This is a genomic window from Cupriavidus cauae, from assembly GCF_026210475.1.
Taxonomy (GTDB): Bacteria; Pseudomonadota; Gammaproteobacteria; order Burkholderiales; family Burkholderiaceae; genus Cupriavidus; species Cupriavidus cauae.
In genome coordinates, this window is record NZ_CP080293.1 from 3,151,610 (window position 1) to 3,168,340 (window position 16,731).

A 16,731-nucleotide genomic window follows, 5' to 3' on the forward strand; every position below is an offset into this window, starting at 1 on the left:
CAACGCGGCAAGCTCGCAGCCCAGGAACGCCGTCAGCAGCCAACGCTGCGGATGACGTCCCCGGGACAGCAAGCAAGGGAGGGGCCGGCGGGCGCCGGCTTCAGGCACGACGGAAGACGAGCGTGCCGTTGGTACCGCCGAAGCCGAAGTTGTTCTTGACGGCCACGTCGATCTTCATCTCACGCGCGGTGTTCGGCACGTAATCGAGATCGCACTCGGGGTCCTGATTGAAGATGTTGATCGTCGGCGGCGCGACCTGGTGATGCAGCGCCAACACCGTGAAGACCGACTCCAGGCCGCCGGCGCCGCCCAGCAGATGGCCGGTCATCGACTTGGTGGAGTTCACCGCGATCTTGTAGGCGTGCTCGCCGAAGGCCAGCTTGATCGCGTCGGACTCGTTCTTGTCGCCCAGCGGCGTCGAGGTGCCGTGCGCGTTCAGGTAGTGCACTTCGTCCGGGTTGACGCCTGCGTTCTTCAGCGCATTGACCATGCAGCGGCGCGGACCGTCGGTGCTCGGCGCCGTCATGTGGAACGCGTCTCCGCTCATGCCGAAGCCGGACAGTTCGGCGTAGATCTTCGCGCCGCGCGCCTTGGCCGACTCGTACTCCTCGAGCATCATCACGCCGGCGCCTTCGCCCAGCACGAAGCCGTCGCGATCGACATCCCACGGACGCGAGGCGGCTGCCGGATCGTCGTTGCGGGTCGACAGCGCCCGCGCTGCGGCGAAACCGCCGATACCCAGCGGCGACACGGTCGATTCCGCACCGCCGGCGAGCATCGCGTCGGCGTCGCCCGCCTCGATCAGCCGCGCGGCCAGGCCGATGCTGTGCAGCCCGGTGGTGCAGGCGGTCACGGCGGCCAGGTTCGGGCCCTTGAGGTTATGGTTGATCGACAGGTGGCCGGAGATCATGTTGATGATCGAGCCGGGCACGAAGAAGGGCGAGATCCGGCGCGGGCCGCGGTTGGTCAGCTCCGCGTGCGTATCCTCGATCATGGGCAGGCCGCCGATGCCCGAGCCGACCAGCACGCCGATGCGATCGGCGTTGGCCTCGGTCACTTCCAGGCCGCTGTCGCGCAGGGCCTGGGTGCCGGCCGCGATGCCATAGTGGATGAAGGTATCCATATGGCGCGCTTCCTTGGCCGGGATGTAGTCCTCGACGTTGAAGCCCTTCACCTCGCCGGCGAAATGCACCGCCAGCGCGGAATGATCGAATTTGGTGATGGTGGCAATGCCGGACTTGCCGGCAACCAGATTGGCCCAGCCTTCGGCAACCGTGTTTCCGACCGGAGACACAAGGCCGAGCCCGGTGACGACGACGCGACGACGGCTCACTATGATTTCCTACGGGTGGATGAGGCAAGGCGGAACGGGCGGCAGCCCGCGGCACCGTGAAGGCGCCATGGCGATTCCGCCGCGCCGGCGGACCGGCGCATCGGCCAACATGCCGGCCGGACCGACGGACCCGATCCGGGGCCGGCAGCGCGGCGGCACGATGGCCGCTGATGGAGCCAGGTTCAGCTCCACCGCAACTCCGCTTGCTCGAACAAACGAAAGCCACAGAAAACGGCACAACGGGATCTGACGACCCCTTCGCCCGTTTTCTGTGGCCCGGAATCCGGATACGACAGGCTTACGCCTTGACGTGCGCCGAGGCGTAGTCGATGGCCTGCTGCACGGTCGTGATCTTTTCGGCTTCCTCATCGGGAATTTCCATGCCGAATTCATCTTCCAACGCCATCACGAGTTCAACCGTGTCCAGCGAGTCGGCGCCGAGGTCGTTCACGAACGAGGATTCGTTCTTGATGTCGGCTTCGGCGACGCCGAGTTGCTCTGCCACGATCTTCTTGACGCGTTGTTCGATATTGTCCATTTAGCCCTCCAGGGAAGTTCGACAAAAAAGTGGGCGCATTTTAGCAGGTTTGGCCCGTGAAAATGCCGTCCGCAGTCTTTCGCAAGAAATGCGCCCGTTCTTCTAAAAAAGGGGGTGACGCCAAGGCGTCGCGCCCCCTCAGTTCATATACATGCCACCGTTGACATGCAGCGTGGTGCCGGTCACATAAGCCGCCTGCGGACCGGCCAGGAAAGCCACCGCGTTGGCGATGTCCTCGGGCTGACCGAGCCTGCCGAGCGGAATCTGTGTCTTGAGCGCGGCATGCTGCTCTTCCGACAGCACCTTGGTCATATCGGTATCGATAAACCCCGGTGCGACGCAATTGACGGTGATGTTGCGGCTGCCGATCTCGCGGGCCAGCGCCCGCGTCATGCCTTCCACGCCCGCCTTGGCCGCAGCATAGTTCATCTGGCCCGGATTGCCGGTCGAGCCGACCACCGAGGTGATGTTGATGATGCGTCCGCCGCGGGCCTTCATCATCGGCCGCAGCACACCGCGCGACAGGCGGAATACCGCCGTCAGATTGGTGTCGATCACCGCGCTCCAGTCCTCGTCCTTCATCCGCATCGCCAGCTGGTCCTGCGTGATGCCGGCATTGTTGACCAGGATATGGATGCCACCGTGATTCTTGACGATCTCGTCGATCAGCGCCTCGCAGCGCGCCGCGTCGTTGACGTCGAGCACCGCGCCGGCGCCCTTGAGCTGCTCGGCGGCCAGGTATTCGCCGATCGCGGCGGCGCCCTTCTCGCTGGTTGCCGTGCCGATCACCAGCGCGCCCTGCCGGGCCAGTTCCAGTGCGATCGCGCGGCCGATGCCGCGCGAGGCGCCCGTCACCAGCGCGACCTGATTGTCCAGGGTCTTGCTCATCCCGTTATTTCTCCTTGTTCGCTTGGCCTAGCCGTATCCGTTTGCCGTACGCGGATCAGCCGCGCACCAGCGCCAGCGTGTCCTGCAGCGAGGCCGGATCGACGATCGCGCCGCCGACCAGATTGCCGTCGATGCGCTTGGTCAGGCCGGCCAGCACCTTGCCCGGGCCGCATTCGATCACATGCGTGACGCCGTCGGCGGCCATCTTCTGCACCGACTCGACCCAGCGCACCGGCGCCGCGGCCTGACGCACCAGCGCGTCCTTGATCGCCTCCGGATCGTTGACGATCGCCACGTCGACGTTGTTGATCAGCGGGATCGACGGCGCCGAGAACGTGAGGCCCGCCATGCGTTCGCGCAGGCGGTCCGAGGCGGGCTTGAGCAGCGACGAATGGAACGGCGCCGAGACCGGCAGCGGCAGCGCGCGCTTGGCGCCCTTGGCCTTGGCGATTTCGCAGGCCTTTTCGACCGCCGCCTTGGCGCCGGCGATCACCACCTGCGCCGGGGCGTTGAAGTTGACGGCTTCGACCACGCCGGCGGCCGAGGCCTCGGCGCAGGCGGCGCGCACGTCGTCGTCGGACAGGCCGAGAATCGCGGCCATGCCGCCCTCGCCCACCGGCACTGCTTCCTGCATCGCCTGGGCGCGGAAACGCACCAGCGGCACGGCATCGGCAAACGGAATCACGCCGGCGGCGACCAGCGCCGAATATTCGCCCAGGCTATGGCCGGCCACCAGCGCCGGGGCCGGGCCGCCGGCCTCGCGCCAGGCGCGGTAGATCGCCACCGCGGCGGTCAGCATCACCGGCTGGGTATTGGTGGTCAGGTTCAGCTCTTCGGCCGGACCTTCGGCGATCAGGCGCGCCAGGTCCTGGCCGAGCGCGTCGGACGCTTCCTGCAGCGTCGCGCGCACCACCGGGTTGTCGGCGAAGGCATTGAGCATTCCGACCGACTGCGAGCCTTGGCCGGGGAAGACGAATGAGAATTTCATCGGTTTCCGATCGGTTTGAAAATGGAATCGCCGGTGCGCCATCACGCATCCGGTCGCGCAGCGGTTGCCGCGCGCCGATGCCGGGCACCGGCCTGCGAATTACATGCGCAGCAGCACCGCGCCCCAGGTGAAACCGCCGCCCACGCCTTCCATCAGCACGTGGTGGCCGGGGCGGATGCGCCCGTCGCGCACCGCGACGTCGAGCGCCAGCGGAATCGACGCGGCCGAGGTGTTGCCGTGCTCGTGCACGGTCGCGATCATGCGCTCGAGCGGCAGGCCCAGCTTCTTCGCGGTGCCCTGCATGATGCGGATATTGGCCTGGTGAGGAATCAGCCAGTCGAGCTTCTCGGCCGGAAAATCGGCCGCGGCCAGCGTTTCGCGCGCGACCTTGTCGAGCACGCTGACGGCGAGCTTGAACACCGCCTGCCCATCCATGTGCAGGAAGGCATTGCCGGTGATATTGCCGGCCGCCACATTGCCCGGCACGCACAGGATATCGACATGGCTGCCGTCGGCGTGCATCGCCGAGGACAACACGCCGGGCTCGTCCGAAGCGGTCAGCACGACCGCGCCGGCGCCGTCGCCGAACAGCACGCAGGTGGTGCGATCGTTGAAGTCGAGAATGCGCGAGAACACTTCGGCGCCGATCAGCAGCACGTTGCGATGCGAGCCGCTGCGGATGAACTTGTCGGCGGTGGCCAGCGCATAGGCGAAGCCCGAGCACACCGCCTGCAGGTCGAACGCCGCGCAATGGTTGGTGATGCCGAGCTTCTGCTGCACCAGGCAGGCGGTACTCGGGAACACGTAGTCCGGCGTCGAGGTGGCGACGATGATCAGGTCGATCGACTGGCGATCGATGCCGGCCGCTTCCAGCGCGCGCTCGGCGGCCTTGACCGCCAGGTCGCTGCTGGTGACATCGGGCTCGGCCCAGTGGCGCGCCGAGATGCCGCTGCGCGAGACGATCCACTCGTCGCTGGTCTCGATGCCCTTCTCGGCCAGCTGCGCCGCGAGCTCGTGATTGGTGACGCGCCGCGGAGGCAGGTAGCTCCCCGTGCCGATGATTTTTGCGTAGCTTGTCATGTGGTGTCGGATCGTATTGCCGGACTCAGCGCGACCCCGCCGCGGCGGCATGCCGGCCTGGCCGGTGCTGGCGCGCGGGGCGTGGGACCAGGGGCACCGGCGTCGCCGCTGCCTGGGTGATGCAGGGCAGGATCATGCGGCGTGTGCGCTGCGACCCGCGTCCGGCGGGTCCGTCTCCTGGCCCGCGGATGCGGTGCCCGCGGTGCTCGTCTTGTTGGCGAACGCCTGCGAAATACGGGCGATGACGCCATTCCTGGCCGCATCATACCCGCGTTTGATAGCCCACTCAAAAGAGTGGGCATCGGCGGAACCGTGGCTCTTGATCACCAGGCCGCGCAGCCCGAGCAGCGAGGCGCCGTTGTAGCGGGCGGGATCGAGCCGCCGCGCCAGCCGCGTCAGCACCGGCATCGCGATGCCGGCCAGCAGCTTGGTGAACCAGGAGCGGGTGAATTCCTCCTTGATCATGCTGCCGATCATCTTGGCCAGGCCTTCGGTGCTCTTGAGCGCCACGTTGCCGACGAAGCCGTCGCACACCACGATGTCGGTGGTGCCCTTGAAGATGTCGTTGCCCTCGACGTTGCCGTAGAAGTTCAGCTCCGAGGCGCGCAGCAGCTCGCCGGCGCGCTTGACCACCTCGTTGCCCTTGATCACTTCCTCGCCGATGTTCAGCAGGCCGACCGTCGGGTGTTCCTTGTGGTCGACCACTGCCACCATGGCCTCGGCCATGCGGGCGAATTGCAGCAGATGTTCGGGTTCGCAGTCGGCATTGGCGCCGAGGTCCAGCACCGTGGTGCCCCAGCCCTGCTCGTTCGGGATCGTGGTGGCGATGGCCGGGCGCTCGATGCCTTCGAGCGTCTTGAGCACATAGCGCGACACCGCCATCAGCGCGCCGGTGTTGCCGGCCGAGATGCAGGCGTCGGCGCGGCCTTCCTTGACCTGGGTCACCGCGACGCGCATCGACGAATCCTTCTTCTTGCGCAGCGCGACCTCGACCGGGTCGTCCATCGTGATCACTTCGGTGGCGGCCACCACGGTCACGCGCGGATGGTTCTGCGCGTGCAGCTTCCTGAGCTGCGGCTCGATGGCATCCGGCCGCCCCACGAGCACCATCTCGGCATCCTCGTGGGCGGCAAGAAAACTGATCGCCGCCGGCACCGTCACGGACACGCCGTGATCGCCGCCCATGCAGTCGATAGCGAGTTTGATCGTCATTGTTTGCTGATGCGCGAGGCGCCGAATCCGCGCTGCGGTGGCCTCGCAGGGAAAGCGGCGCCAGCGTCCACGCTTGCCGCGCCCAACAAAAAAGCGGCAAGGAGTTTGCCGCTTCTTTGTATGTCTTCTACCTGCAAGCGCGTGCGGGACGCAGCGTCGCGCCGAGCGAATGCTTCAGTCGTTCTTGGTCTTGACGACCTTGCGGCCACGGTAGTAGCCGTTCGGGCTCACGTGGTGGCGCAGGTGCGTCTCACCCGTGGTCGGCTCGACTGCCAGCGGCGCGACGGACAGGTGATCGTGCGAACGATGCATGCCGCGCTTGGACGGCGACTTCTTGTTCTGTTGAACAGCCATGATGACTCCTTGGAGAATTTGCGGATATTAACACACGCATCCCGCACGAGGCGTAGCCGGGCCCGGCCGGATGCTGATTACGGGTACGACGTTTTTACTGCCGAAGCGCGCCGCCGCGGACCATGTCCGGGCGTCAGTGCTTCGTCTTCAGACTGGCCAGCGCCGCGAAGGGCGATGGCCGCTTTTCTTCCTGCTCGTCCTCGGGTTCCGGCTCGACGCTGCCGTCGGTGCCGGTCACCAGGCTCTCGTGCACCGCCGGACAGACCTCGTGCTTCGGCGCCACCGGCAGCGACAGCAGGATCTCGTCCTCGATCAGCGCCAGCAGATCGAACCGGCGCGAGCCCGCGATGACATCGATCTCGTCGTCGTCCATCGGCGCGGCGTCGGCCTCGGCTTCGCTGGCCACCACCTCGAAGCGGGTCGCGGTCGAGATCGGCTCGGCGTAGACCGCCAGGCAACGCTGGCAGTTCAGCCACATGCTGCCCTGCACCGCCAGATCGAGAAACAGGCGCCGGCGCGCCGGCTTGCCGGGCTCGGCCGCTTCGTCCTGAGTGGAACCGCTCATGGTGTAGCGGAACACTTCGTCCGGGGCCGAGGCTGGCGCTTCGGCGGAGGTCTCGGCTATGATGCGCGGCAATTCACGCGCCGCGATCTCGCCGGCCGCCGAGCCCGAGGACCGGCAGAACTCGAAGAGATCGAACGCTTGCAAGTCGATGGGCTGAGTCATGTCGCTGAGTGCGCCTCTGTACCTTGTACCAAGCTGGCGCTGGCAATGCTGCTGAACGCTGGTCCTGTCGCCGCCGCAACCGTCGAGTGACGAGGCCGCCGCGCAAAGTCCAAATCGAGCGGACTTTGGCACCTGCAGGACACCACGCGGCGGATGCCTGCGCGGTAAAACGCGTGATTATACGTCGAAATCTCCGCCGCGGTCAAAACCGAACGCGCTTTGCCCGTTGCGCATTCCTCTTTCGCTTCAAACACTTATATGTCTTCCGCTGTGACACGCGATGCGGCGCCCGGTGCGGCGCCCGAAGTGGCTTCCCACGCGGCACCCGCCGCGGTTCCCAGGCTGATTCTCGGTTCCAGCTCGCGCTATCGCCGCGAACTGCTGGAGCGCCTGCGCATTCCGTTCGAGATCGACGTGCCCGACATCGACGAGACGCCGCTGCCGGGCGAGACACCCGAGGCGACCGCGCTGCGCCTGTCGCGCCGCAAGGCCGAGGCGATCGCGGCCCGCCACCCCGGCGCGCTGGTGATCGGCTCCGACCAGGTCGCCACGCTGGACGGCACGCAGGTCGGCAAGCCCGGCTCGCACGAACAGGCCCTGGCGCAATTGCGCTGGATGCGCGGCCGCACCGTGACGTTCCATTCGGCGCTGTGCCTGCTGGACGGCCGCAGCGGCGAGGTCCAGCTGGAGGACGTGCGCACCCAGGCGACCTTCCGCGAGCTGGATGACGACGAACTGGAAGCCTATCTGCGGCTGGAGCGGCCCTATGACGTGGCCGGCAGCGCCAAATCGGAGGGACTCGGCATTGCGCTGCTGTCGCGCGTCGAGTCCGACGATCCGACCGCGCTGGTCGGCCTGCCGCTGATCGCGCTGACCAGCATGCTGCGCCGCGCCGGCTATCCCTTCTTCAAGGCCTGATTCCCCGGGCCTTCCTTCTTCGCTGTCGAGGACATCCGCCCATGAGCGGCACGCTATACCTGATTCCCAACACGCTCGGCAAACGCGACGAAGCCGATCCGCTGCCGGCCGTGATCCCGGCCGACGTGCAGCAGATCGCCGCGAGCCTGGACTACCTGGTCGCGGAAAACGCCAAGACCGCGCGCGCCTATCTGAAGAAGCTCGGGCAGACCTGTCCGCTGGCGCGGCCGATCCAGCAGATCGAGATCCGCGAGCTGAACGTCAATACGCCGGAGGCGGCGCTGGCGGAACTGCTGGCCCCGGTGCTGGCCGGCCGCGACGCCGGCCTGCTGTCCGAGGCCGGCGTGCCGGCGGTGGCCGACCCCGGCGCCAATCTGGTGCGGCTCGCCCATGCGCGCGGCGTGCGCGTGCGGCCGCTGGTGGGCCCGAGTTCGATCCTGCTGGCGGTGATGGGCTCGGGGCTCAATGGCCAGAGCTTTGCGTTCAACGGCTATCTGCCGGTCGATCCGGCCGAGCGCACGCAGCGCCTGCGCGAACTGGAGCAATGGTCGCGCAGGCACCGGCAAACCCAGGTCTGGATCGAGACGCCGTATCGCAACGATGCGCTACTGGCGGCGCTGAAGGCCAGCTGCGCCGGCACCACGCTGCTGTCGATCGCGGTGGACCTGACGCTGCCGAGCGAGACCATCGTCACGCAGCCGCTGTCGGCCTGGCAGCCGGGCCGGCTTGAACTGCACAAGCGGCCGGCGATCTTTTCGATCCTCGCGGCTTGAGCGGCTGGCCGCGCCGGCCGGCAGGCCTTGGGGCCGGGCCGAGGCGGCCGGGGAGCCGGGGAGCCGGGGAGCCGGGGAGCCGGGGAGCCGAGGAGCCGAGGAGCGGCCAGCCGGGGCCGGGCCGAGCAAGCCCAGAAGCACGCAGGCCACCAGGCCGGGAGCCGGCGAGCAAGCCGCGCCGCGCGCGGTACGCGAGCGCCCCCCCTGGCGATCCAATCAATACAGCGACTGCACCCGCGAGCTCCACATCAGCGTCTTGGCCGCCGCGGTGCCGACCGCGGCGCCGAAGCGCTTGGCCACGCGTTCGGCGATGTTCTCCTTGACCGTGTAGTCGACGATGTTCTCGGCCTTCAGCACGTCGCGCGCAACCGATTCCGCGCTGCCCAGGCCGTCGGCCAGGCCCAGCTCGATGCTGCGCTCGCCCGACCAGAACAGGCCGGAGAACAGCGTCGGATCGTCCTTCAGGCGGTTGCCGCGCCCTTCCTTGACCACCGCGATGAACTGCTCGTGGATCTGGCGCAGCATCTGCTCGGCAAAGGCCTTCTGCTGCGGCGACTCGGGCGAGAACGGGTCGAGCATGCCCTTGTTGGCGCCCGAGGTGTACAGCCGGCGCTCGACGCCGAGCTTGTCCATCAGCCCGGTAAAGCCGAAGCCGTCCATCAGCACGCCGATCGAGCCGACGATGCTGGCCTTGTCGACATAGATCTTGTCCGCCGCGGCCGCCACGTAATAACCGCCCGAGGCGCAGATCTCCTCGACCACCACATACAGCGGCTTGGACGGATGCAGCGAGCGCAGGCGCTGGATCTCGTCGTTGATGATGCCGGCCTGCACCGGCGAGCCGCCGGGCGAGTTGATCTTCAGGATCACGCCGGCGGCGTTGGCATCGGCAAAGGCGGCCTGCAGCGAGGCATTGATCGATTCGGCGCTGGCCGGCGTGCCGGCGGCGATCTCGCCCTCCAGCGTGACCATCGCGGTATGCCGGCCGCTGGTGATGGCGCCGTCGGGCTTGAAGTCGAACAGCGAGAACAGCACCAGCGCGACCAGCGCGAAGCCGGCAAGACGGAAGAAGATCTTCCAGCGGCGCGCGGCCCGCTGCTCGCGCAAGGTCGCCATCAGCACGCGCTCGAGCACATCGCGCTCCCAGCCGGCGCCGGTCTTGACCGGCCCCGCCGACTCGCCCTTGAGCCGCGCCTTGCGCTCGACCGACTCGCGGCGCGCGGCGGCCTCGGCGTCCCGGACCTCGGCCTCGAGCGGATAGTCGGCGTGGGGCGCGGTTTCAAGCCGCTCGCCGGGCTCGTTCCCGCCCTCACGCCGGACCTCGCTTCGGCCCTCGCTTCCGCCCTCTCGCCGGCCCTGGCCCTCGTCGTGGCGACCCGGTTCGGCATCCGGCTCGTTCGGGTTCACCGACGGTTTGTTCTGGTCTGTCATGCAAATACTCTCGAACGGGTGTCACCGCGCAAACATCGTTGCGCAGGCGGCCCCGAGGGTTTCCTCGGTCAAATCGCGGTTCTCGGGGTTTCCGATGCGCGGTCGCGGCGTCCGCCGCCTACGGCACCGGCGGTGGCGACGGCGACGCCGGCGGATCGTCGTACGGCGACTCCGGTATCCAGTAGACGGCGCCGTCGCGCTCTTCGACCCGCAGCTTGGCGAGCGAAGCGCCGCGGCACGGTCCGCCGACGCACAGTCCGCTGTCGGGCGCATAGATCGCGCCATGTGTGGCGCACATCAAGTATAGGCCCGACGATTCGAAAAAGTGGCCTTCCTGCCAGTCGAGCTCCATCGGCACATGGGCGCACTGGTTCAGATAGCCATGCACCGCGCCCTCGTAGCGCACCGCGAAGGCGCCGATCTCGCGGCCGCCGATCGCGACCGTGAAGCGCACGCCGACGCCGCCTTCGACCAGCTCGTCCGCCGCGCACAGCCGGCGCGCGCCGGCCGGCACAGCCGGCGTGCCCGCCGCCGAGCCGGGTCGATCGGGTCCGGGACCGGCATCAGCCATGGGTATGCAGCCAGTCGTGCAGGTCGGCGATCGAGCTGGCGCAGTGCAGCGGCGTCATCGCCCGCAGCGAATCGGCCGGGTGGGCGCCATAGCAGACGCCGATGCCGTGGGCGCCGGCGTTGACCGCCATCTGCAGGTCGTGCGTGGTGTCGCCGATCATCACGGTGCGCCCCATCTCCTGGCCCAGTTCGCGCGTCAGCTCGTGCAGCATTGCCGGATGCGGCTTGGAGAACGTCTCGTCGGCGCAGCGCGTGGCATCGAACAGCGCCGTCAGGCCGGTGGCGGCCAGTGCCCGCTGCAGTCCGACGCGGGTCTTGCCGGTGGCCACGCCGAGGAAATAGTGCTGGGCCCGCAGCGCCTGCAGCATCTCCAGCACGCCGTCGAACAGCACCAGCTCGGCGTCGCGGGTCAGGAAGTGATACCGATAACGCTCGGCCAGCTTCGGATAGTCGACCGGGTCCAGCGTCGGGATCGCATATTCGAGCGCGTCCCTCAGCCCGAGTCCGATCACGTGGCGGGCGGCGTCCTCGTCGGGCACTGGCAGGCCAAGGTCGCGGCTGGCAAGCTGGATGCATTTGGCGATGGTCGGAGTGGAATCCATCAGGGTTCCATCCCAATCGAAGACGATCAGGTCGAAGCGTTGCCGGGCCATGGGGGTTCTCGATCGAAAAAATTGGGCCGCCGAGGTGACGATGACGTCATCCGGCTAGGGGGCGTGGGTCGTGGACGCGTGGCCGGCCTGTCCCATCTGCTTCAACTGGCGCAGGAAGGCTTCGCACTCGTCCGGCAGCGTCGCACTGAGCGTCAACGGCTGGCCGGTACCCGGATGCACGAACGTCAACCGGTGCGCGTGCAGGAACATCCGCTTCAGGCCCGGCTTGGCGCCAGCGCGCGCCAGTGCCTTGTTCAGCGCGAAGTCGCCGTACTTGTCGTCGCCGACGATGGGAAAGCCCAGTTGCGCCAGATGCACGCGAATCTGATGGGTGCGGCCGGTCTTGAGCTCGGCCTCCAGCAGCGTGTAGCCGGGGAAGGACGCGACACGGTTGAACACCGTATGGGACGGCTGGCCATCGGCCTGCACGCGCACGCGGCGCTCGCCGTCCGGCGTGGTGTACTTGAACAGCGGAAAGCGGGCGTGCTGGCGGTTGTGGCCGAATTCGCCGGCGACGCAGGCGAAATAGCGCTTGTCCATCGCGTTGTCGCGGATCTGCTGGTGCAGGTGCACCAGCGCGGCGCGCTTCTTGGCCAGCAGCAGGATGCCGGAGGTTTCGCGGTCGAGCCGGTGCACCAGCTCCAGAAAGCGGGCCTCGGGGCGCGCCTGGCGCAGCTGTTCGATCACGCCGAAGGCCACGCCGGAGCCGCCATGCACCGCCACCCCGGCCGGCTTGTCGATCACCAGCAGATGCGCGTCCTCGAACAGCACCGGAAACGAGGCCGCGGGCACGTAGACGTCGGCCGCCGCCGTCGCCGCCACCCGAAGTGGCGGAATGCGCACAACATCGCCCAGCTTCAGCCGGTAGGTCGCATCGACGCGGCCCTTGTTAACCCGTACCTCGCCGGAGCGCAGGATCCGGTAGACATGGCTCTTGGGCACGCCCTTGGCGACCCGCAGCAGGTAGTTGTCGATACGCTGACCGTCGGCGTCTTCCCCGATGGTCACATACGCCACCTGGGGCGCATCCGTGCCGGATCGCACCTCTTTTTCAATTCGATGGCGTAACTCATTCATTTTCAAATATAATTTCCGCGCTACCCCGGCCATAGCCGGCAGCGCAAGCGGTGTAAGCGAATTGTCGCATTTTACACTTCGGGTCACCGCTGGCCCGGCCCGGTCCCCCGCCATCGCGTAATCCGCAGGCGCCGGACGGGCAAATGGCGGTACAGGCCGACAGCTCCGCTGGCAGCCTACAGCAGTAAATAAAGTAACAAGCAGCACGCACGGTACCGGCTGTGCGCAGGAAAACCGCCCAAAGGCGGGTTCGGCGCGGACGCGGTCACGTGGGAGCAGAGTGTTCAGGTAGAACAGAATTTGAAGGCGGATGCCGATACGGCATTCGCTTCGGTGAGAGAAAGTCCCGCCGCACCGGAAATCGGTGCCGGCCGGTTGCCTGGCCCCTCGCCTGATCGACGACATGGTGACAATCGCGGCGCCCGGTCGCAGAACTCCAACAAGCAGCAGGTGCGCCTGCCTTGTCGGTCGCTCAGGTCGTGGTGGCATGCCGCCGCGTCCGACAACCTTGCTCTTTGACGCGTCCTGGCCGTTCGTGGCCGGCCCCGGTGCGAGCCGAAGCGCAAGCGGCATCCTGTCGTCGCTGCCCTCCCCCGCACCCCGGCCTCCGTCCGATATCGCCGCCTGACCCTGCGCGCAGCTCGCGCAGGGCGGGCATGGCGGTCCGAACCCCGCGCAGCGCGCCGACGTCTCTCTCTTTCACCCGTGCCCAGCCGGCGGCTTGCATTCGCCCCGGCGCCTTCGGCAATTCTCACGCCACCTCTCGCTTCCTCGCGTGCTTTCGAAACGCCGCGCGGCACTACCGGTGCCGGCCGCGGCATTGGAACGAGGGTTTGCGATGAAACGCATGCTGTTCAATGCGACGCAGCAGGAGGAATTGCGCGTCGCCATCGTCGACGGTCAGAAACTGATCGACATCGACATCGAGACCGCCGGGCGCGAGCAGCGCAAGGGCAATATCTACAAGGGCGTGATCACCCGCATCGAGCCGTCGCTCGAAGCGTGTTTCGTCAACTACGGCGAAGAGCGCCACGGCTTCCTGCCGTTCAAGGAAGTGGCCCGTGCCTACTTCAAGGAAGGCGTCGACGTGCGCAACGCGCGCATCCAGGATGCGCTGCACGAAGGCCAGGAACTGATCGTCCAGGTCGAGAAGGAAGAGCGCGGCAACAAGGGCGCGGCGCTGACCACCTTCATCTCGCTGGCCGGCCGCTATCTGGTGCTGATGCCGAACAACCCGCGCGGCGGCGGCGTGTCGCGCCGCATCGAGGGCGAGGACCGCCAGGAACTGCGCGAGACGATGGGCCAGCTGACCGTCCCCGACGGCATGAGCATCATCGCCCGCACCGCCGGCATCGGCCGCTCGGCCGAGGAACTGCAGTGGGACCTGAACTATCTGCTGCAGCTGTGGAAGGCCATCGACGGCGCCGCGCTGGACAACAAGGCGCCGCTGCTGATCTATCTCGAATCGAGCCTGGTGATCCGCGCGATCCGCGATTACTTCCAGCCCGACATCGGCGAGATCCTGATCGACACCGACGACATCTACGAGCAGGCCCGCGCCTTCATGAGCGTGGTGATGCCCGACAACATGAACCGCGTGAAGAAGTACCGGGACGACGTGCCCCTCTTCTCGCGTTTCCAGATCGAACACCAGATCGAATCCGCGTATTCCCGCATGGTGATGCTGCCGTCGGGCGGCGCCATCGTGATCGACCACACCGAGGCGCTGGTCTCGGTCGACGTCAACTCGGCGCGCGCCACCAAGGGTGCCGACATCGAGGAAACCGCGCTGCGCACCAACCTGGAAGCGGCCGACGAGATCGCCCGCCAGCTGCGCCTGCGCGACCTGGGCGGCCTGATCGTCATCGACTTCATCGACATGGAGTCGAACAAGGCGCAGAAGGACGTCGAAACGCGCCTGAAGGACGCGCTGCGCCATGACCGCGCGCGCGTGCAGATGGGCAAGATCAGCCGCTTCGGCCTGATGGAGCTGTCGCGCCAGCGCCTGCGTCCGTCGCTGTCCGAGGGTTCGCATATCACCTGCCCGCGCTGCAACGGCACCGGCCATATCCGCGATACCGAATCGTCCGCCCTGCAGGTGCTGCGCATCATCCAGGAAGAGGCGATGAAGGAAAACACCGCCGCGATCCACTGCCAGGTCCCGGTGGAGGTCGCCGCCTTCCTGCTGAACGAAAAGCGCCAGGACATCAACCTGATCGAACTGCGCTTCAAGGTCAACGTGCTGCTGATCCCGAACAAGCATCTGGAAACGCCGCACTACAAGCTCGAGCGCCTGCGCCACGACGATCCGCGCCTGGAAGAGAGCACGGCCAGCTACCGCATGGCCGAGGCCGCCGCCAAGGAACTGGAGGCGGACACCAGCTACAGCAGCCGCAAGAAGGAAGACGCCAAGCCGCGCCAGGAAGCCGCGGTCAAGGGCATCACCCCCGAGCAGCCGGCCCCGGTATCGGTGCCGCGCCCCGAGCGCGCCCCGCGCCAGGAAGCCCCGGCCGCCAAGCCGGCCGCTCCGGCAGCGGCGACGCAGCCGATCGGCAGCGGCGGCTTCATCGCCTGGCTCAAGGGCCTGTTCGGCGCCCGTCCGGCGCCGGCTCCCGTGCAGCCGGCCAAGCCCGCCGCGGCGGAAGCCCGCACCGGCGGCAATGGCGAAGGCGGCCGGCGCGAGCGCGGCCAGCGTGGCGAACGTGGCCAGCGCGGTGAACGCGGCGAGCGCACGGAGCGTGGCGACCGCGCAGAACGTGGTGAGCGCGCCGAACGCGGCGAGCGCCAGGCCGCTCGTGGCCAGCGTGCGGAACGCGGCGAGCGTGGCGCCGAGCGCGGTGAGCGTGCCGAACGCGGGGAACGTGCGGAACGCGGCGAGCGCGCCGAACGTGGCGATCGCGCCGAGCGTCAGCCGCGCCAGCCGCGCCAGGGCGAGGCGCAGCCGGCGCAGGCCGAAGCCCGCCAGCCGGACGCCCTGCAAGGCGAACGTGGCGAGCGCACCGAGCGCAGCGAAAACCGTCGCGAACGCAACCAGGAACGCCGCGAGCGCCAGCGCGACCGGCAACGTGAGCGCAGCGAGGCGCGCGCCGCCGACGCCGACCAGGCCGACCTGGAAGCCGGCGTCCCGACCCAGCCGCTGCCGGTGGCCGCACTGACCGACGAGGCCGGTGCCGTCCGCGCCGACCTGCCGGAAACCGCCGATACCGCCGAAAACGGCGAGGGCGAGGAGCGCCGCCGCCGCAATCGCCGTGGCCGCAACCGCTATCGCCGCGAGCGCGAGGAAGGCGCCACCACCGAAACGTCCGAGACCGCCGACGCAGAAGGCGCGGAAGGCCAGGCCGAGAACGCCATCGCCACCATGCCGGCCACCGGCCAGGCCCTGGCCGAGGCCAGCGAGGCTGCCGACGTCACGCCGGTGCCGGTCGCCGCGGTCGCGGCTGCCGAAGCCGAAACCGCGGGCGTCGCACCGACCGCCGCGATGCCGACCCAGGCCGTGCCGGCCCAGCCGGCCCCCGCTCCGGTGATCGCCGCCGAACTGGCCCCGGGCAGCTCGGCCGCCACGCAGGTGTCGCCGGCCGAGGCCGTCGCCCCGACCGCCCCGGCGCCGCAGGCGCCTGCCACGGCAGCCGCCGAGGCAGTGCCCGCGCAAGCGGCTACTGAAGCAGCCACCGAAGCAGCCACGAAAGCGTTGGCCGACGTGACGTCCGAGGTCGCCATGCCAGCCACGCCGGCCCCGGCCGCCGAGGCCGTGCAGCAACCGGCCGAGGAAACGATCGCCCAGCCGATCGCCCAGCCGGTCGCCCAGCAGGCCGTCGAGGCGGTCAGCGCCCCGGCAGCGCAGCAGCCGCAGGCTGCCCCGGCGCAGGCCCAAACCCAGGCCCCGGCCCCGGCCGCAGCAGCCGCACCGCTGTCGGCCGACGCGCTCGAGCCGATGCTGAACGCCGCCGGCCTGCAGTGGGTGCACACCGACAGCGCCAAGTACCGTGCCGCGCAGGAAGCCGCTGCCCGCATCGTGCCGGCGCCGCGGGTGCCGCGCGAGCGCAAGCCGCTGCCGCCGCTGCCGCAGGGCCCGATGGTGCTGGTCGAGACCGGCGGCCGCGAGGTCACCATGGACTCGCAGCAGCAGTCCGCCGCGCAGCAATAGGCGCGAACAAGCGCGAACAAGCGCGACGATAGCCCCGTGGTCTCC

The 16,731-nt window shown here is 68.3% G+C and carries 15 protein-coding genes; 3 read left to right on the forward strand and 12 right to left on the reverse strand.

What is annotated here, in order from left to right; translation table 11 throughout:
* Positions 1-100: 100 nt before the first annotated feature.
* The 8 genes from fabF to KZ686_RS14075 form a co-directional block, all read right to left on the reverse strand.
* Positions 101-1,333, reverse strand: a complete 1,233-nt coding sequence (gene fabF / locus KZ686_RS14040) for a beta-ketoacyl-ACP synthase II (RefSeq protein WP_226107543.1) — start codon at positions 1,331-1,333, stop codon at positions 101-103.
* 298 nt (positions 1,334-1,631) lie between these two features.
* Positions 1,632-1,871, reverse strand: a complete 240-nt coding sequence (acpP, locus tag KZ686_RS14045) for an acyl carrier protein (protein ID WP_006577662.1) — start codon at positions 1,869-1,871, stop codon at positions 1,632-1,634.
* A 138-nt stretch (positions 1,872-2,009) separates the two neighbouring features.
* Positions 2,010-2,759, reverse strand: coding sequence for a 3-oxoacyl-ACP reductase FabG (fabG, locus tag KZ686_RS14050; protein WP_053822165.1), 750 nt, complete (start codon positions 2,757-2,759; stop codon positions 2,010-2,012).
* Positions 2,760-2,814: 55 nt separating this feature from the next.
* A complete protein-coding gene (fabD, locus tag KZ686_RS14055) occupies positions 2,815-3,747 on the reverse strand; it encodes an ACP S-malonyltransferase (protein ID WP_149317032.1) in 933 nt (310 codons plus the stop codon).
* A gap of 99 nt (positions 3,748-3,846) precedes the next feature.
* Positions 3,847-4,827, reverse strand: a complete 981-nt coding sequence (locus tag KZ686_RS14060; protein WP_149317031.1) for a beta-ketoacyl-ACP synthase III — start codon at positions 4,825-4,827, stop codon at positions 3,847-3,849.
* Between the two features lie 132 nt (positions 4,828-4,959).
* On the reverse strand, positions 4,960-6,039 hold the full coding sequence (gene plsX, locus KZ686_RS14065; protein WP_149317030.1) for a phosphate acyltransferase PlsX: 1,080 nt from the start codon (positions 6,037-6,039) through the stop codon (positions 4,960-4,962).
* 174 nt (positions 6,040-6,213) lie between these two features.
* The gene (gene rpmF / locus KZ686_RS14070) at positions 6,214-6,393 is read right to left on the reverse strand and encodes a 50S ribosomal protein L32 (RefSeq protein WP_006577657.1); all 180 of its coding nucleotides are present in this window, start codon (positions 6,391-6,393) and stop codon (positions 6,214-6,216) included.
* 133 nt (positions 6,394-6,526) lie between these two features.
* Positions 6,527-7,120 (reverse strand): DUF177 domain-containing protein, encoded by a 594-nt coding sequence (locus tag KZ686_RS14075; protein WP_226107541.1) that lies wholly within the window; start codon positions 7,118-7,120, stop codon positions 6,527-6,529.
* 258 nt (positions 7,121-7,378) lie between these two features.
* Between KZ686_RS14075 and KZ686_RS14080 the strand changes: the two genes are divergently transcribed.
* Both KZ686_RS14080 and KZ686_RS14085 read left to right on the forward strand, forming a co-directional pair.
* A complete protein-coding gene (locus tag KZ686_RS14080; RefSeq protein WP_395895086.1) occupies positions 7,379-8,038 on the forward strand; it encodes a Maf-like protein in 660 nt (219 codons plus the stop codon).
* A 41-nt stretch (positions 8,039-8,079) separates the two neighbouring features.
* Positions 8,080-8,811 (forward strand): SAM-dependent methyltransferase, encoded by a 732-nt coding sequence (locus KZ686_RS14085; RefSeq protein ID WP_265632659.1) that lies wholly within the window; start codon positions 8,080-8,082, stop codon positions 8,809-8,811.
* Positions 8,812-9,027: 216 nt separating this feature from the next.
* Here KZ686_RS14085 and KZ686_RS14090 read toward each other — a convergent pair whose 3' ends face one another.
* The 4 genes from KZ686_RS14090 to KZ686_RS14105 all read right to left on the reverse strand — a co-directional run bounded on the left by KZ686_RS14090 (position 9,028) and on the right by KZ686_RS14105 (position 12,542).
* Entirely contained in the window at positions 9,028-10,242 is a 1,215-nt protein-coding gene (locus KZ686_RS14090; protein ID WP_265632660.1) for a S49 family peptidase, read from the reverse strand.
* 118 nt (positions 10,243-10,360) lie between these two features.
* Positions 10,361-10,813, reverse strand: coding sequence for a Rieske (2Fe-2S) protein (locus KZ686_RS14095; protein ID WP_149317025.1), 453 nt, complete (start codon positions 10,811-10,813; stop codon positions 10,361-10,363).
* On the reverse strand, positions 10,806-11,465 hold the full coding sequence (locus tag KZ686_RS14100) for an HAD-IA family hydrolase (RefSeq protein WP_149317024.1): 660 nt from the start codon (positions 11,463-11,465) through the stop codon (positions 10,806-10,808). The genes KZ686_RS14095 and KZ686_RS14100 overlap by 8 nt, the downstream gene beginning before the upstream one ends.
* A gap of 54 nt (positions 11,466-11,519) precedes the next feature.
* Positions 11,520-12,542, reverse strand: coding sequence for an RluA family pseudouridine synthase (locus KZ686_RS14105; protein ID WP_149317023.1), 1,023 nt, complete (start codon positions 12,540-12,542; stop codon positions 11,520-11,522).
* 838 nt (positions 12,543-13,380) lie between these two features.
* Here KZ686_RS14105 and KZ686_RS14110 point away from each other — a divergent pair.
* Positions 13,381-16,686 carry an Rne/Rng family ribonuclease gene (locus KZ686_RS14110; RefSeq protein WP_265632661.1) on the forward strand — a complete coding sequence of 1,102 codons (3,306 nt, stop codon included), beginning with the start codon at positions 13,381-13,383 and terminating at the stop codon, positions 16,684-16,686.
* Positions 16,687-16,731: the final 45 nt, after the last annotated feature.